Origin of the sequence: Proteus columbae, assembly GCF_009914335.1 — a bacterium.
Lineage (GTDB): Bacteria > Pseudomonadota > Gammaproteobacteria > Enterobacterales > Enterobacteriaceae > Proteus.
This window is the reverse complement of record NZ_CP043925.1, coordinates 2,538,820-2,555,851: the sequence shown is the minus strand read 5'-3', so window position 1 is coordinate 2,555,851 and position 17,032 is coordinate 2,538,820. Positions and strand designations below refer to the sequence as shown.

Below are 17,032 nucleotides of genomic sequence, written 5' to 3'. Positions count from 1 at the left end.
TTCTTGCATTAGTGTTACCTGAAATTTTATACCGCAAAAAAACGCTCCCGATGACAATTTGTGTCAAGGAGTCTTGTGGTGTGAAATTTAAGGAAACACAATATATAGGGGTTGGTTCAAATGGTGATAACAAGATAAAGGTAATTGAGAGATTGATCAAGTGTACAAATCTGATAGTTTCTGTGGATAAATAGGGGATAAATTTTTTAATAACTGCCTGTACCCTGCATAAATACAGGCAGTAAGAAACACAAATTCAAGTGACAACGATGTAAAGTCAATTTTAAAAAATGTGATCGTTTGATGTTTTATTAAACCAAATCAAACTTTCAGTTTCATGAATTCGAGTTATGTGTCGATTGTGTGTGCACCATATAATTCACATCGACATTTGGCGCTAATCGGAATTTGTCAGTGATTGGGTTATAATGTAAACCAATCATATTTTTGCTACGTAAATCGGTTTCATCGACCCAACTAAGCAATTCTGATGGGCGAATAAACTTATTAGCATCATGTGTGCCTTTAGGTACCATATTCAGAATATACTCCGCACCTACTACCAGCATTAGCCACGCTTTTTTATTACGATTGATGGTTGAGAAGAAAACATGTCCACCAGGTTTTACCAGTTTTGCACAGGCTCTTACCACAGAAGATGGATCAGGAACGTGCTCTAACATCTCCATACAGGTAACGACGTCGTAAGTTTGTGGGTTGTCATTCGCGTGGTTTTCAACGGTATCTTGAATGTAAGTGACAGGAATACCCGATTCCAGTGAGTGTAAACGTGCAACTTGTAATGGCTCTGTACCCATATCAAGTCCAGTTACTTCAGCCCCAGCGCATGCCATACTTTCAGACAAAATACCGCCACCACAACCGACATCTAGGACTTTTTTTCCAAATAGGCCGTCTGCGCGTTCTTGAATATAGTTGAGTCTTAGTGGGTTGATGCGGTGTAATGGCTTAAATTCACCTTCAAGATCCCACCACCGTGATGCGACGCTTTCAAACTTGTCGATTTCATGCTGATCCACGTTAGCATGTAAAGAGGTTGTTTTATCATTCATCAGAAAGTATTACTCCTATTTTCATATTGCCATGATTCTACCAACGTTAGACGGTGAAATCGAAGAGAATAGCGAAAGGATCATTAATTTAGTCGTTTCCTTTTTCCAAAAATTGGCGATTTGTGGTATAGTTCTAAACCTTTGAATCCGTAGTATGAGGGACAGTGGCTCCATGAGCGACATTGCCAGAGAAATCACACCAGTTAATATCGAAGAAGAGCTGAAAAGCTCATATTTGGATTATGCGATGTCTGTTATTGTAGGACGCGCATTACCCGATGTTCGAGACGGACTGAAGCCAGTACACCGCCGAGTACTTTTCGCGATGAATGTACTAGGAAACGATTGGAATAAACCTTATAAAAAATCAGCCCGTGTTGTTGGGGATGTTATCGGTAAATATCACCCGCACGGTGACATTGCTGTTTATGAAACGATTGTTCGTTTAGCACAGCCTTTTTCTATGCGTTACATGTTGGTTGACGGGCAGGGTAACTTCGGGTCAGTTGATGGTGACTCGGCGGCTGCGATGCGTTATACCGAAGTTCGTATGGCGAAAATCGCCCATGAACTGCTGGCGGATTTGGAAAAAGAAACGGTTGATTTTGTTCCTAACTATGATGGAACAGAACATATTCCGGCAGTAATGCCAACCCGTATTCCAAACTTGTTAGTCAATGGTTCTTCAGGGATTGCGGTAGGGATGGCAACAAACATTCCTCCACATAACCTAGGCGAAGTTATCGATGGCTGTCTTGCTTACGTTGATAACGAAGACATCACGATTGAAGAGTTGATGGAACATATTACGGGGCCTGATTTCCCGACTGCCGCTATTATTAATGGTCGCAGAGGAATTTTAGATGCTTACCGTACTGGTCGCGGAAAAATTTATATCCGTGCTCAGGCTGATATCGAAACTGATGAGAAGACAGGCCGCGAAACTATTATCGTGACAGAAATTCCTTATCAGGTGAATAAAGCTCGCTTAATTGAAAAAATTGCAGAGCTTGTTAAAGATAAGCGTATTGAAGGTATTAGCGGCTTACGTGATGAGTCTGATAAAGACGGTATGCGTATTGTCGTTGAAATCAAACGTGATGCTGTGGGTGAAGTGGTATTAAATCACTTATTCTCACAAACACAAATGCAGGTTTCTTTTGGTATTAATATGGTTGCGCTTCACCAAGGCCAGCCAAAATTATTAAATTTAAAAGAAATTATCTCTGCCTTTATTCGTCATCGTCGTGAAGTTGTTACTCGTCGTACTATTTTCGAATTACGTAAAGCACGCGACCGCGCTCATATCTTAGAAGCACTGGCTGTTGCCTTGGCGAACATTGACCCAGTTATTGAAATGATCCGTCAAGCACCAAATCCAGCAGAAGCAAAAGCGGCGTTAATTGCACAACCTTGGGATTTAGGTAGCGTTTCTACCATGTTAGAGCGTGCTGGTGACAGCAATGTTGCTCGTCCTGAATGGTTAGAGCCACAATATGGTGTGCATGACGGTAAGTACTATCTAACAGAGCAACAAGCTCAGGCTATTTTGGATCTGCGTTTGCAGAAACTGACCGGCCTTGAACATGAAAAACTGTTAGATGAATATCGTGAGTTATTACTCCAAATTGCTGAGCTATTGCATATCTTAAGAAGCCCAGAGCGTCTGATGGAAGTCATTCGTGAAGAGCTAAATGCGATTAAAGAGCAATATAACGATCCTCGTCGTACTGAGATCACTGAAAATACAGCAGATATTAATATCGAAGACTTGATCAATGAAGAAAATGTTGTTGTGACACTTTCTCATCAAGGTTACGTTAAATATCAGCCACTTACCGATTACGAAGCACAGCGTCGTGGTGGTAAAGGTAAATCAGCAGCAAGAATTAAAGAAGAAGACTTTATCGATCGTCTGTTGGTAGCTAACACCCATGACACCATTCTGTGCTTCTCAAGCCGTGGTCGTCTCTACTGGATGAAAGTTTACCAGTTACCAGAAGCAAGTCGCGGTGCTCGTGGTCGCCCAATTATCAACTTATTACCTCTTGAGCAAAATGAACGTATTACGGCTATTTTGCCAGTGAGAGAGTATGAAGAAGGTAAGTTTGTCTTTATGGCAACAGCAAGCGGCACCGTGAAGAAAACACCTCTGCAAGATTTCAGCCGTCCTCGTAGTGCAGGTATTATTGCCGTCAACTTAAATGAAGGTGATGAGTTAATCGGTGTTGATTTAACCGACAGCACTAACGAAGTTATGTTGTTCTCTGCGGATGGTAAAGTGGTTCGCTTTGCAGAAGATTGTGTTCGCCCAATGGGACGTACTGCGACTGGTGTTCGTGGTATGAAACTGAGCGATGACGATAAAGTGGTTTCACTTATCATCCCTCGTGGTGAAGGTGATATCTTAACCGTAACTGAAAATGGTTATGGTAAACGTACTGCTCAAAGCGAATACCCAACGAAGAATCGTGCAACACAAGGCGTTATCTCTATTAAAGTCAGTGAGCGTAACGGTAAAGTTGTTGGTGCAATTCAAGTTGAAGAAACTGACCAGATTATGATGATCACGAATGCGGGTACATTAGTTCGTACACGAGTTTCTGAAGTCAGCATTGTTGGACGTAATACACAAGGTGTTACCTTAATTCGTACAACCGAAGGTGAGTTGGTCGTTGGCTTGCAACGTGTTGAAGATGAAGATGATGCATTAGATGACGATGAAGTTAATGAAGTTATTAACGAAGAGTTATCAGAAGCACCTGATTCAGATTTAGCGGACGATGCAGACGAAGAATAATATTTATCATTATTGTGATGTATAAATAAAAGAAAGCAGGCATAATTGCCTGCTTTTTTTATATGGTAGGATCAGTTCATCATCAGAAAAAATTATCTTGATGATAAAGATCATATCATTCAGACATACAGTAACTTCTGCTAGAATAGAATAAGTTTCTTATGCGGTAGGCATTATTGATTAGGGTGGTTGTTTGAGATATCTCTCGTCCTTTAAAACATCGTTAAAAATTTCCCGCTACCTTTTTCGTGTATTAGGTATCATGTTGTGGGCGATGGGTGCATTGTTAACCATGTTTTACCTCATCAATATTTTCAATGACACAAAGTCAGATATTCGGCAAGAGTATAGTAATAACTACACCAATCTCCTTGGCTTCTTTAGGCAAACCTCTGGCACCATCCGTGATTTACAATACCTCGCAGAACGACATCAAGAACAGATCAATTTAAATCCGAGTATGAAAAATTCATTATTTTATGAAGGACCTTTTTCACTTCATAAACTTAATGACACTGCGGATTGTGAATTGTTTAAAGGGCAAACGAATAACTATTTTCGCTCATTTAACAGCATCTTATATTATTGGAAAGATAATACGCCCGCCCTGCAAGGAATAAACCAAGTCTTTATGGTTGGCTCCCATAGCATGTGTATGATTAACTTCCCTTTGCGCGCATCCCCTGTTGATACTGAAATGTTGAAAAAGATGGTTTACGAAAATACACGTAATTACATCAATCAACGCGCACAAGGTAAAGAGGTTAACCAATATTGGATAGTGCCAGATGCAAAAGGAGATAGCGGAATTTTATATGTTATGTCGCCAGTTTATGCCTCAGGTAAATTTATTGGCTTGATCGGTATTGAAAGGGCAATTCGCCTTGAATATTTTTCTCCCGCCAAAGACAGAGTGATTTCAATTCACCTTCTTAATAGTAGAAACACCACTGTTTTAAGCTATCCAGCAGAAAATAACTATCATGCCGTTAAACAAGTTCCTGATGTTAGTGCCCCTTATTTTGGTTTTGATGAAGACTTTAGTGACTTAGTTGCTAAGCGTAAATTATTGCCTTCATCTTTTAGTGTGGTGTATTCATTACCACTCAAACAAATTTTAAATGAATTTAAATTTACGATTTTTAATGCGCTGATCTTAAATATTATTTCAGCCATTATGATTTTTATCTTCGTATGGATCTTTGAGCGAAAAATATTCTCCCCAGCTGAAAACAATGCCTCTCGTCTAGAAGAACACGAGCAGTTTAACCATAAGATTGTGGCATCAGCGCCAGTCGGGATTAGTATTCTTAGAATACGTGATGGCATGATCATTTTAAGTAACGAACTCGCTCATAACTATTTTCGTTTACTTAGCCATAGCGATAAACAAAATATCCTCTCTATTATTGCTGAGAAAAGTAGCAATATGGTCGATGTAGTGACCAACAATCGTAATCATCTGCAAATCAGCTTTGTTAATTCACGTTATCAAAATGAAGATGTGGCTATCTGTGTTTTAGTGGATATCAGCGCACGGGTTAAAATGGAGCGCTCATTACAAAACATGGCGACAGCTGCGGAGCAAGCTAACCAAGCTAAATCGATGTTCTTGGCAACTGTCAGCCATGAATTACGAACGCCACTTTATGGCATTATTGGTAATTTAGAGTTATTACAATCTCTTACACAAAGCGATGATACTGCTCGATTATTAAAAACGATGGATAACTCCTCATCGTTATTACTAAAAATTATTAGTGATATCCTCGATTTCTCGAAAATTGAGTCTAAACAGTTAAAAATTGATATTAAGCCATTTAATTGTCGCCAAGTGCTCTCTTTTGTTATCTCTAACTATTTACCTTTGATTGCGAAAAAAGACTTGGCTATTTACTGTTTTATCGAACCTGATGTACCTAAAATTGTAAATAGTGATCCTGTTCGTGTGCAACAAGTTATCTCTAATTTATTGAATAACAGTATTAAATTCACTACGACAGGGTGTATTACCTTGCATCTTTATAAAGATGATTATTATCTCTATTTCGATATTCACGATACAGGGCGAGGGATCAGCGATAAAGCATTGCATGAGCTTTTTGAACCATTCTTCCAAGTATCTCAAAATACAGAAAGTGCATCAGAAGGGACAGGATTAGGTTTAGCTATTTGTGAAAAGCTAATTAACTTAATGGATGGGGATATCAGCGTTGTTTCCCAAGAAAATATTGGTAGCCGCTTTACAGTTCGTATACCTCTTTATGGTGCTTTAGAAGGAATTGAGCCTTCTTTTAAACAGAATATTTATAAAGAAAGTAATGTTCGCTGTTTTATTGATATTAAAAATCTCTATTTAGAAGGTTTTATTGGTCGATACCTTCGTTATTTTGGCTTGAGCTGTGAATTACTTACTGAAGAAGTGGTGTTATCTTCGACCGATTTTATTATCACAGATTACGATATACCAAGAAAAGATAACTGCCAATTTATTAGGATCAATGAGCATTATTTTGAGCCGTCGAAGAAAACAGCTGGAAACGTATGGGTCTGCGGTACTTATAAATTAAACGAGTTAACAAAAATAATACTGCAATTGCCACAAAATAAAGTGGAAGCAAATTGTGTGGATATGGTGGAGCAAGATACTGATTGTAGCTTACAAACCTTAACGATTCTTATTGTCGATGATCACCCAATAAACCGCTTATTGTTGACCGATCAACTGAAAAAAATCGGTTTTAATACAGTAACAGCAGAAGATGGTTGTGACGCATTAACGTATTTAGCTAAAAATCATGTTGATATCGTTCTGACGGATGTCAATATGCCAAACATGAATGGTTATCAGCTGGCAACACATATAAGAGAAATAGGCAGTAATATGCCTGTGATTGGTGTGACGGCGAATGCGATTGCAGAAGAGAAACAACGTTGTATTGATGCAGGAATGAATGATTGTGTATCTAAACCTGTTTCGCTTTCTATTTTAAGAGAAGTATTGGTGAAGCATATACCTAAAGAATAATTCTAGATCGTGAACAATAAAGCGAGTTAAAAACCAAGGCTAATTTATTAGCCTTGGTTTTTTTTAAGTCAAAATAAGGTAAAAATGACGTAATTACAAAGCATTTTGATAGATAAAATGAAGCAAAGTACAGCCATAATAAGACAAGCTGATTAAAAGGAGAGTGAGGGAGTCTCTGTAACAGCCTATAAGCGAAAAAACTAGTAAAGGTACAGATATAAAGCCATGTAGCTTATAAGGTGCTTCTGAACAGGAAATATTTGCAAGAAAAGAGAAAGGCAAACCCAAAGAAAATGAGGGATAAAGAGTAAAAATTAAAAAGCAGAGAAGCTCCCACAAAGGGATGAGCTTCCTGATTTTATCGGTGCGACTAGGGTAACTACGGTGAAATTAATCCGGGCCGTTAATTTCCTTATCAATAGTCACTGATGACAAGTAATTAAGTAATGCGATATCGTTATCGACACCTAATTTCATCATGGCTGATTTTTTCTGACTGCTGATCGTTTTAATACTACGATTAAGTTTTTTCGCGATTTCAGTCACAAGAAAGCCTTCAGCAAATAATCTCAGCACTTCACTTTCTTTTGGTGATAAACGTTTATCGCCATAACCATTTGCATTTACTTTTTCAAGTAGCTTCGCAACGCTTTCAGGCATAAATTTCTTGCCTTTTTGTAGTGCAGCCAATGCTTTTGGTAGATCAGTCGGAGCACCTTGCTTAAGCACAATACCTTCAATTTCAAGATCAAGAACTGCGCTCAAAATAGCTGGGTTGTTATTCATTGTGAGTACGATAATAGACAAATTAGGATAATGTCTTTTGATGTACTTAATGAGTGTAATACCATCACCATACTTATCGCCAGGCATAGACAAGTCAGTAATTAAAGCATCCACATTTAACTTAGGTAAGTTATTGATAAGTGAAGTCGAATCTTCAAATTCACCTACAACATTGACCCATTCAATTTGTTCTAAAGATTTACGAATACCGAATAAAACGATTGGGTGATCATCGGCAATAATAATATTAAGGTTATTCATGTTTAATTGTTACCTTGCTGCAGCAACTGTTGAATCCATTTATCCAGTTGAGTGATACGTTCTTTGATCTCTAATTCATTATGATTTTTTATGTCATGCTCTAAATATTCACAGCTTTCTCTGAGATATTCTAAATCTAACATGGCAAAAACCCCTTTTAGACGGTGAGCTGTCTGGGCTAGAGAATGAAAGTCTTTATTTGTTGCTTCTAAGTGTAGTTTTTCAACATCAATAGGAACAGTACTGATAAATAGTTCCTTATAATCACTACCATTCAACTTCTTCCTATAATTATTAAGAATTACTTCGTATTTATCAAGGTTATTATTTTCATCCCAAATACTCTCTTTAGTTGTATCTAGGGAAAATGACTCATTTTCTTCAATTAAATAAGTAATAGCCTCTATTAAAGGATCACCGAAGTTATAGTTACACTTTATTAAATCTTTTGATATTTTTTCAAATCCAACAATAGAACTCATTAATAATATTGTTGGAGATTCAGGGTTATCATTCGGTGTATCCTTAAGTATGATATCGTATTCAGGATAAAGATTCTCTCTATTTTTATCAAAGTATGTGGCGCCATATTTATCAAGCTGTTGACAGATAATTTTTTCTATTTCAGGATTTTTTATAGCGAGTTTTGCGTTTATTCCCTCTAATAATACGTTAAATGTTCGTTCTTCAGTATCTATATGCTGGTATGGGAGTGCAATTTGGAAATGAGAACCAATACTTTCTTGGCTCTTAATCGTTAATTCTCCTTGTATTTTGTTGCATAGCAAATGGCATAAATAAAAAATGATACCTGAATTAGAATAATATTTGTCTCCCATTGCTTGTCCTAAGAATGGGTATTTTATATTAGCAATATCTTGAGGTGTAAGCCCGCTTCCACTGTCAATAATATCTATAAGTATTTCTTCTTTATCTTTATTTTTAACTAAATTCAGATTAACGGTTATCTTTCCATAATTAGTCGTGCTAATGGCATAATTAATCAATGATAAAATAATCTTACTTAAAGCGGGACCATCGTTAATTAAAAGTAATCCAGGTCTTATATTATTGTGGAAATAAAGTGTTAGGCCTTTTCTTATCATAAAAGGTGATGCTGTTATCAGAATAGATTCAACTAATGTTGATAGTTCAAATTCATCCTTATGAATTTTCCATTCTTGGTTTTCTAACTTATTAATTAATGTAATGTTTTCTATCCATTCAGAAATGTAATTTGTTTTCTCTAATAATAAGCTAAGCAATTGTTGATGAGTGTCTTCGGGTAATAATTCTTTAAATTGATAAACCATCTCATTTATATCTTTGATAGGACGCATTAATTCTAATGACATATTAGATAAGATCTTGCGTCGTGCGATGGTATTTTTCTCATATTCTTGCTGTGCAAGTTGTAATTTTTTATTGATTAGCGCTTCGTTATCTTTATTCAGAAATATGAATAATGATGTATTGTCAATATTGTTATTATTACTTGTTCTTATTTCATAAATTTCGTTGTTGATAGCCGTTTGAATTAAGCCATTGTGCTCAACTGCCATTTGGCGGATCTTAGATAAATCGATATGAGGCAGTAATTTTTCCGCATGACTATTACTAATAATCTTATGGTTAGAGGAAAAATTATAGACTAGTAATCCTATCGGAAGGTTTGAAATGATGTCGTTTGTCATCTCTTCTTTGATCCGTAGATTACGAGTCATCGAGATATAAGGAAAAACGTACTTATTACGGATATAAATATGGCCAAAAACGGAGATAGAAATAAATATCAGCAGACTGATTAATAACCAAATATTTTTGTAGGCAATCTCTTTTATAATCGACTTCATAGGGTATTCATAAGAGAGTGAATATGGGATCCCAATAATCGGTTGAGAAAAAATCAGTGAAGAGCCATCGGTTGATATTTCAATGTTATTTTTGTCATAAACAGATTGCTGACCTGTCGGAAGTAATCTTAAGTAGTGTGGAGATAGCTCTGAAGGCAAGAAATTATTGATAGGCAGATCAAACGCCACTACGCTGGTTAGCTGACCCGGTACATTAAACATAATACGATAAGTATAGTAATAAATGTTTTCCGTAGACATTTTCCTAATAGGAGAAAGGCTCTCTTTTTCATCTAATGCAGTTGATTGCATCAATAACTCAGACCGTTTACTTTCAGCCGTTAATGTTAAATAGCTTTCTTTGTAACGGATCTCCGGTTTAAGCACAGAATGAGTTGTAATTAAGATAAGATCATTCCCTTTACCATTTAGATAATAAAGTGAACTGTAATCATTACGCACACCCCAAAGAATTTCGAGTGAATTTGCAAATCGTTGTGCTAACTGAAAGGTTTGCTCATTGGGTTTACCAAATATAATGGAATCTACGGTTTGGTCTCGTCCTTCAAGCCAAAATACATCAGAACGCAATTTTATTGGATTAAGTCGCAATACAGGAAACATCGAGGTATCGGTTATTTTATTTGATAACTGAAAAAGCTGATTAGAGTGGTAACGATAATCTTCAACCTGTCGAGAGAATTTGAGAGTTGTATTGTTGATAGCGTTTTTTTTGCTATCTAGCCAAGTGTCAAAATAACTGTAAGCGTAGAGAAAAAGCGATATGACCATAAAAAGAAGAAATAGGGCATATAGACGAGTTAGTGTATTTGGCTTGAGTTGGTTCAATGTACGCATTCAGTTTGCGAGCCTTTAAGAGACAATGTAATTAAAAATAGAAAATTGAATAAACAATCACCATTATTCAGCCATTATATTAACAGGTTATCCTTTTAAAAGGGATATTCGGATGAACTTTGAGCAAACAAACAAAAAAATCCAATTTTTTTACAATCGGAGCTAGACAGCGGGGTCAGAGATAGGCATAATTCCGCGCTATGGAAGGATGGCCGAGTGGCTGAAGGCAGCGGTCTTGAAAACCGCCGATGGGAAACCATCCTAGAGTTCGAATCTCTATCCTTCCGCCAGAATTAGCCGGCTTAGCTCAGTTGGTAGAGCAACTGACTTGTAATCAGTAGGTCACCAGTTCGACTCCGGTAGCCGGCACCATATAAGAACCCGTTATCTCGTAAGAGGTAGCGGGTTTTTTCTTATCTATAATTCTCTTTTTTTATTTTTCCTCTTATTTATTTTTATTTAAACCCTTACGGGGTACTCCGTTTATTTCTCAATATCACTCTGATTTTTTATCTTTAGTTATCAAAAATTAATCAATATATTAGTGAGTTAGCATTTTTTAAGCAGAAAGCGTTTGAAGATTGAGCAAACAGATAAAAAAGTCATTTTTTTTACAATCAGGACTAGACAGCGGGGTCAGAGATAGGCATAATTCCGCGCTATGGAAGGATGGCCGAGTGGCTGAAGGCAGCGGTCTTGAAAACCGCCGATGGGAAACCATCCTAGAGTTCGAATCTCTATCCTTCCGCCAGAATTAGCCGGCTTAGCTCAGTTGGTAGAGCAACTGACTTGTAATCAGTAGGTCACCAGTTCGACTCCGGTAGCCGGCACCATATAAGAACCCGTTATCTCGCAAGAGATAGCGGGTTTTTTCTTGGATCAATTTTAATATTGAAATGATATAGTAAAAAAACACCACATAAAAAGATGGTGGTGTTTTTGTGTATTATCGTGATCACCACCCCATCACAGACCAATTAAATACTCGTCCCAAAATTTTCACTTCTTCTAATGTCGAACGCTCATCTGGGTAATCAATAGTATTATAGCTACGGATGATAATGGTGTTATTGGGGAGTCGGTGTAAAATTTTAACTCTCAAAAGATCGCCTTGTTGAATAGCATAAATACCACCATCAACAATTTTTGTATGTCCTGTACTGATAGTGACAATCGAACCATCAGGAATAACTGGGGACATACTGTCACCATGAACTTTAAAAGCAACGGCATCACTAGGTTGAACGCCATAGCGATTAAATGTAGAACGAGAAAATCTCAATAATTCCACCTTTTGATTATCAGTGGTACAACTTCCGAAACCTGCAGCCAATTCAATAGTAGTATAGAAGGGGATCTCAACTTCATCTCGTTCTATCGGCGTATTATTATCCCAATCATCAACAGGTGTCATTTCATTTACTGAAACACCATCGTTTCTTTTTGCTCCTCGCCCATATTCTAACCATTCTGCTCGAACATCGAGCCATCGGCTTAATGCTAAGATATTTGTTGGATCAGGAATTGACTCATTGTTCAGCCATTTCCATACAGCTGGAGCACTGACTTTTATACCTTGCTCAGCGAGTGCATCTGTAATTCTTTTACCTAATCCACGTCCTGCAATCCCTGAATCTAAGCAAGCTTCTTGAAGCCTTTTTGTGAACTCCGTTTTATTATCATTTTTAACCATTGGTTAATTTCCTTTGCTACTTGACGTCACTTTAGTTAAAATATAGCATTAACTATTAGTTAATAAAAGTACGAAAAGTACAAAAAATTAACTAAATAAACCAATGCAAGAGTGGTAAGTAAAAATCACGTTGAGATAACGCCGTAAAATGCGGGTGATTTAGATGCATAAATGCCATGCCTTGTCGTGGTACATGGATGACCAATTAGTAGTGATAGGAAATCAAAAGGAGCATTAAATGAGACTAGCAGACTTACCTAAATATTTTTCACCAAAAAGCATTGTATTAAGTGATGTAAGAACAGTGAAGGCAGTAGATTCACTGTCAGTGACTGATGTGATGACATCAATTAGTTTAGTAACTCGAAAAGGGCGAATGGGCATAGAGTTATTTTTAGCTAAACATAGTATTAATCATCCCAGTGAAGCAATAGAAAGCCTTTATCAATATGCACTAACTCAGGCTTATCAATATAAAGCCATTGATAAACTTAATGAAGATGTGAAAGTTAATGTTTTACACATTATTGCTAATTATGCTTTCCAAGATTACGCAAGAAGTGCCGCAAGTCAGAAAGCGTGTCCTGATTGCAGTAATGGATTTATTGAAGTTGACGTTTTTACTACAAAAAGCTACACCTCAAAATCTGTTAAAGAGCTTGAGCGAAATTTTAAAAATGAGCTTAAAGTTAAACCCCAAAATAAAACTTCTTACCGTGAAGTAAGAGAAACAACTCGAGTGGTTTGCCCTACATGTAAGGGGAAAGCTGAAATTCGTTTAGCATGTCGTTGCCATGGACGTGGTCAAGTTTTAGATAAAAAAGAGAGTGAAAAGCAAGGTATGTCTGTTTTCAAACCTTGTAATCAATGTTCAGGACGCGGATATCCTCGTTTAAAATTCAGCGAAGTATTAGAGCAAGTACAAATGGTGGTGAGTGTTTCTAAAACTGTTGCGTACAGTAACTACAAGCCGTTATTTGAACATTTAGTTGAAGAATGCTTTAAAGAAGAGTCCTTATCAGAAAAAATTCTGCAAGAAGTGACCATTAGGTAATAATTTTCTCTATTTATTTATTTTTGTAGAAAATAGTTATTGATTTTTAGGAAAAATAAGCATACTATAACTCCACAGTGAGATATTTGTATCTAAAAACCTCACAACAGAATATAAAAAGCCCCAATTTTTGAAGTGGGGCTTTTTTGTATCTCTATTTTCTTAGCTAATATAAATTAACGATATCTGTTAAATTTTATTTTCAATGGAAGACCACAATGTGGTCTTTTTTATATCTGCCATTTATCTAATTAGATAAATAAAACATAAACATACTCATGTTAAAACAGTGCTTAAATTTAAGTGCTGTGGATGAGTATATTATTTATTACAGTTCCTCCTATTGGAGGTAAGCCATGAGAAACAATGAAAGAAAATCCAGATCTATGGGAACAGATATTTATTGCCCTTTCTTCAATGAAAGAGCAAGGAATATCAGCCTCTCTTGCTGGAGGAATGGCTATTCTTCGAGGTTTATATAACGGCGGAGGATGGAAAAAAACCTCTATAGATGGGCTGATGTGTGCAATGTTTGCTTGGTTTATTAAAGATATTCTAATTTTATTTAATATTAATCATGAGTTTGCTTACTTAGCCAGTGTGTTTATTGGTTATGTCGGAGTAGATTCCGTGAGTAAACTCCTTAAAGGAAGAGCAGGAGTTAAAAATGGCTAAAATAGCACGAGGTGAGCGTAATAATAACCCCGGTAATATCCGGCACGGTTCGAAATGGCAAGGATTATCCATAGAGCAAACCGATAAAGATTTTTGCCAATTTATTTCACCTGAATATGGAATACGAGCCATCTACAAATTATTACAAACGTACCAAAAAAAATATGGGTTAAATACCATTAAAACAATTATCAATCGTTATGCTCCACCTAACGAAAATAATACGGTAGGCTATATTAGTCGAGCATCAAAAGAAATTGGTATTGAGGCTGATAATCCAATTAATACACAATTAAAAAATGTCGCTATTCCTTTAGCAGTAGCGATTGTTAATATTGAACTTGGCTATCAACCTTATTCAGAAAAAGTTTTTGAAGATGCTTGGTTGTTATTATGAATTATTTATTAAAGATAATGGCAATAGTGATTTTATGCCTAGGTATAGGATCGATTTGGTTAATTGATAAAAATAAATCCTTGAAACAGGAATACAATAATATTAATCAATCTCTTATTCAACAGATTGCAGAGAATAAAGATTATCAATTAAGAATAAGTCAGCTTAATCAACTTGATAATCGTCATTTACAGGAACTTGTGCATGCAAAAAAAGAAATTGATCAGTTGCGTGATATTAGTGAACGTACTCCTGAGCGGGTGTATATCAAAGCAGAATGCCCCAAAATATCAGCCAATTCCACCGCCGGCTTGGTTGATGCAAGCACCGCCAGACCTACTGACACCGCTATCCGAAATTATTGGGTACTCAGAGAACGAATTGCGCAATCAGAACATATCATTTTAGGTTTACAAGATTATATTCGGCAAGAGTGTATTAATTAAAAATCACTTTAATTAATTTATAATCAATAAAAATTATTTATAAAATAGATTGAATTTTTATAAAGAAAAGGAGAGTTATATTAAGGAGGTGAAATGAAAGATAATGATATTAATATTGCCATTCGTGAACAACTATTAAAACAATTTAGATCAGCAAGTATTAATGTTGATGTTATTGCTGGTTATCAACCAGATAAAAAGCAAGATAATAATATTATTATGTTTTTTCCTATAAAGGAGGTTGGCCAAGGTTGGCAAAAAAGAAATTATAATATTCAAGGTAATAATGCAAACCATAAAGAACAACAACTGTTCGAATTAACATTTCAGGTTCAAGGTTTTATTAAACAACATCCAAATTTAACAGCAGGTGATTTAATTCGAATGACTCGGATGATTATTAATTCGTTGTCTTTTGTCGAATCAATGAGAAAAGAGGGAATAGGGATACAACGTGCGAGCGAAATTAGACGAGCGCCGATAATAAATGCTGGAAATAGCTATGAGCATAATCCTTCATTTGATTTTAATGTCACTTTTTCCAGTACGTTATCTTTAGACACTGCTGCAACAAATTTACTTATTTCTAACTTATATCGTATTTAAGGATAAATATGTCTATTAAACAAACGCGCTATATTGATATTGCGAGCGCGGTTATTGGTGCATCAGCCGCACCTATGCGCAAACTTACAGCTCGTATTTTCTCAACAAACCCTAAAATTCCAGCAGGGAAAGTACTTGAATTTGCTAGTGGGCAAGTGGATGAATTACTTGGTGCAGGATCACCAGAAGCGAAATTTGCTCGTCAATATTTTAGTTATGTTAGTCCCGCACCTATTAGTAAACCTAAAGAGCTACAAATTGCTTCTTTTGAACCCGTAGGTCGTGCTCCGACATTATTTGGTACACCAGCAGCAACTCTTGATAAATTAAAGTTAATTGAAGAGGGTGCATTTACTTTGACTATCGGTGATATCTCTAAAAATATTACTGATATTTCCCTAAAAGATGTTGAGTCTTACGCTGATGTTGCTTCTCTGATCCAAGCTAAATTAAACGCTGAAAGCGAACCTCAATTTGCCAATTGTTACGTCACTTTTAATGCACTTGATGGTGCTTTCTTGATGAGTGGTGGTGTACAAGAAAAAGCGAAGATCACCATAGATCACTCACCTTTAGCTGATGCTATGGGGTTAAGTGACGGAGATGCATCTGAGGGTAATGTGGCACAAACAGCGCTTCAAGCATTTATCGCTGCCGAAGCGATTTCTGATTCATTTGGTAGTGCGACATTCTTAACCGAGCTTTCAGTAGAGCAAAGTGTTGAGTTAGCAGAGTATATTGCGGGTGAAAATGTAAAATACCAGCTCTATTTATCAGTTCCAGATAAACAAGCCGAAATTTATAGTAAAGCATTAATCGGTACCGCATCAACGGGATTAAATTTAAAAACAGATGATGACTTTTTTGTTCAAGCTCTACCGATGGCAATTATGGCTGCAACAGATTTTGATCGCACAAATGCGACGACTAACTATATGTATCGTCAATTTGGTATCACTTTCCCATCTCAAGTTAAGACCGATATTGCGGCGGATCGATTAGATAAATTACGCGTGAACTATTACGGTGAAACAGCTGTTACTGGCACTGATATTAGCTTCTATCAACGTGGTTTTTTATGTGGAAATGCTTCTAATCCATTAGATATGAGTGTTCATACTAATGAGCAATGGCTAAAAGCCCATATCGCACAGCAATGGTTAAGCTTATTGCTTTCCACTCGTGGTATTCCAGCGAATAAAGATGGTGAAGCAAGAGCGATGATGGTTATTGCGGGTGCAGTTACGAAAGCATTAAATAATGGCACTATTCTTACGGGTAAAACGCTGGCTGAAGTACAAAAAATCGCAATTACAGATGCAGCAGGTGATGATTTAGCGTGGCACGATGTACAAAATAAAGGTTATTGGTATAACGCTGAAATCGTTGAAGAAACAGGTCCTTCTAATTTACCAGAATACATCATGAAATATGTATTAATTTACGGTAAAGGCGATTGGGTTCGTAAAGTTGAAGGCTCACACAATTTAGTTTAAGGAACA

General features: G+C 36.5%; 12 protein-coding genes and 4 tRNA genes. 12 read left to right on the top strand and 4 right to left on the bottom strand.

Features of this window, described 5'->3' with window-relative positions; all coding sequences use genetic code 11:
* Nucleotides 1–335: 335 nt before the first annotated feature.
* Nucleotides 336–1,073 (bottom strand): bifunctional 2-polyprenyl-6-hydroxyphenol methylase/3-demethylubiquinol 3-O-methyltransferase UbiG, encoded by a 738-nt coding sequence (gene ubiG, locus F1325_RS12255; RefSeq protein WP_109374142.1) that lies wholly within the window; start codon nucleotides 1,071–1,073, stop codon nucleotides 336–338.
* A 172-nt stretch (nucleotides 1,074–1,245) separates the two neighbouring features.
* Here ubiG and gyrA point away from each other — a divergent pair, with 172 nt between their 5' ends.
* Together gyrA and rcsC are read left to right on the top strand one after the other, a co-directional pair.
* A complete protein-coding gene (gene gyrA, locus F1325_RS12250) occupies nucleotides 1,246–3,873 on the top strand; it encodes a DNA topoisomerase (ATP-hydrolyzing) subunit A (RefSeq protein WP_160230520.1) in 2,628 nt (875 codons plus the stop codon).
* 193 nt (nucleotides 3,874–4,066) lie between these two features.
* Nucleotides 4,067–6,901: a two-component system sensor histidine kinase RcsC gene (gene rcsC / locus F1325_RS12245; protein WP_160230519.1), complete on the top strand. Its 2,835-nt coding sequence runs from the start codon at nucleotides 4,067–4,069 to the stop codon at nucleotides 6,899–6,901.
* Between the two features lie 390 nt (nucleotides 6,902–7,291).
* On the opposite strand, the gene rcsB is transcribed toward rcsC, so the two are convergent.
* Entirely contained in the window at nucleotides 7,292–7,948 is a 657-nt protein-coding gene (rcsB, locus tag F1325_RS12240; RefSeq protein WP_006533269.1) for a response regulator transcription factor RcsB, read from the bottom strand.
* 2 nt (nucleotides 7,949–7,950) lie between these two features.
* Nucleotides 7,951–10,659: a phosphotransferase RcsD gene (gene rcsD, locus F1325_RS12235; RefSeq protein WP_109374145.1), complete on the bottom strand. Its 2,709-nt coding sequence runs from the start codon at nucleotides 10,657–10,659 to the stop codon at nucleotides 7,951–7,953.
* A gap of 202 nt (nucleotides 10,660–10,861) precedes the next feature.
* Between rcsD and F1325_RS12230 the strand changes: the two genes are divergently transcribed.
* The 4 genes from F1325_RS12230 to F1325_RS12215 all read left to right on the top strand — a co-directional run bounded on the left by F1325_RS12230 (nucleotide 10,862) and on the right by F1325_RS12215 (nucleotide 11,492).
* Nucleotides 10,862–10,949, top strand: a tRNA-Ser gene (locus F1325_RS12230).
* 6 nt (nucleotides 10,950–10,955) lie between these two features.
* A tRNA-Thr gene (locus tag F1325_RS12225) sits at nucleotides 10,956–11,031 on the top strand.
* 291 nt (nucleotides 11,032–11,322) lie between these two features.
* Nucleotides 11,323–11,410 (top strand) — tRNA-Ser (locus F1325_RS12220).
* 6 nt (nucleotides 11,411–11,416) lie between these two features.
* Nucleotides 11,417–11,492 (top strand) — tRNA-Thr (locus tag F1325_RS12215).
* Nucleotides 11,493–11,614: 122 nt separating this feature from the next.
* Here F1325_RS12215 and F1325_RS12210 read toward each other — a convergent pair.
* The gene (locus F1325_RS12210; RefSeq protein ID WP_160230518.1) at nucleotides 11,615–12,352 is read right to left on the bottom strand and encodes a LexA family transcriptional regulator; all 738 of its coding nucleotides are present in this window, start codon (nucleotides 12,350–12,352) and stop codon (nucleotides 11,615–11,617) included.
* A gap of 238 nt (nucleotides 12,353–12,590) precedes the next feature.
* Here F1325_RS12210 and F1325_RS12205 point away from each other — a divergent pair, with 238 nt between their 5' ends.
* The 6 genes from F1325_RS12205 (at nucleotide 12,591) to F1325_RS12180 (ending at nucleotide 17,026) form a co-directional block, all read left to right on the top strand.
* Nucleotides 12,591–13,406, top strand: a complete 816-nt coding sequence (locus F1325_RS12205; protein ID WP_160230517.1) for an antitermination protein — start codon at nucleotides 12,591–12,593, stop codon at nucleotides 13,404–13,406.
* Nucleotides 13,407–13,772: 366 nt separating this feature from the next.
* Nucleotides 13,773–14,081, top strand: coding sequence for a phage holin, lambda family (locus tag F1325_RS12200; protein ID WP_109373856.1), 309 nt, complete (start codon nucleotides 13,773–13,775; stop codon nucleotides 14,079–14,081).
* Entirely contained in the window at nucleotides 14,074–14,478 is a 405-nt protein-coding gene (locus F1325_RS12195) for a structural protein (RefSeq protein WP_109373855.1), read from the top strand. Before F1325_RS12200 ends, F1325_RS12195 begins: the two co-directional genes overlap by 8 nt.
* On the top strand, nucleotides 14,475–14,924 hold the full coding sequence (locus F1325_RS12190; protein ID WP_109373854.1) for a lysis protein: 450 nt from the start codon (nucleotides 14,475–14,477) through the stop codon (nucleotides 14,922–14,924). Before F1325_RS12195 ends, F1325_RS12190 begins: the two co-directional genes overlap by 4 nt.
* Before the next feature lie 93 nt (nucleotides 14,925–15,017).
* Nucleotides 15,018–15,530, top strand: coding sequence for a phage gateway protein (locus F1325_RS12185; protein WP_109373853.1), 513 nt, complete (start codon nucleotides 15,018–15,020; stop codon nucleotides 15,528–15,530).
* Between the two features lie 8 nt (nucleotides 15,531–15,538).
* Nucleotides 15,539–17,026 (top strand): DUF3383 domain-containing protein, encoded by a 1,488-nt coding sequence (locus F1325_RS12180; protein ID WP_109373852.1) that lies wholly within the window; start codon nucleotides 15,539–15,541, stop codon nucleotides 17,024–17,026.
* Nucleotides 17,027–17,032: the final 6 nt, after the last annotated feature.

Excerpts from the sequence above, each read along its gene's own strand:
- ubiG (WP_109374142.1), bottom strand. The coding sequence starts at position 1,073 with ATGAATGATAAAACAACCTCTTTACATGCTAACGTGGATCAGCATGAA.
- gyrA (WP_160230520.1), top strand. The coding sequence starts at position 1,246 with ATGAGCGACATTGCCAGAGAAATCACACCAGTTAATATCGAAGAAGAG.
- rcsB (WP_006533269.1), bottom strand. The coding sequence starts at position 7,948 with ATGAATAACCTTAATATTATTATTGCCGATGATCACCCAATCGTTTTA.
- rcsD (WP_109374145.1), bottom strand. The coding sequence starts at position 10,659 with ATGCGTACATTGAACCAACTCAAGCCAAATACACTAACTCGTCTATAT.
- F1325_RS12210 (WP_160230518.1), bottom strand. The coding sequence starts at position 12,352 with ATGGTTAAAAATGATAATAAAACGGAGTTCACAAAAAGGCTTCAAGAA.
- F1325_RS12205 (WP_160230517.1), top strand. The coding sequence starts at position 12,591 with ATGAGACTAGCAGACTTACCTAAATATTTTTCACCAAAAAGCATTGTA.
- F1325_RS12200 (WP_109373856.1), top strand. The coding sequence starts at position 13,773 with ATGAAAGAAAATCCAGATCTATGGGAACAGATATTTATTGCCCTTTCT.
- F1325_RS12195 (WP_109373855.1), top strand. The coding sequence starts at position 14,074 with ATGGCTAAAATAGCACGAGGTGAGCGTAATAATAACCCCGGTAATATC.
- F1325_RS12190 (WP_109373854.1), top strand. The coding sequence starts at position 14,475 with ATGAATTATTTATTAAAGATAATGGCAATAGTGATTTTATGCCTAGGT.
- F1325_RS12185 (WP_109373853.1), top strand. The coding sequence starts at position 15,018 with ATGAAAGATAATGATATTAATATTGCCATTCGTGAACAACTATTAAAA.
- F1325_RS12180 (WP_109373852.1), top strand. The coding sequence starts at position 15,539 with ATGTCTATTAAACAAACGCGCTATATTGATATTGCGAGCGCGGTTATT.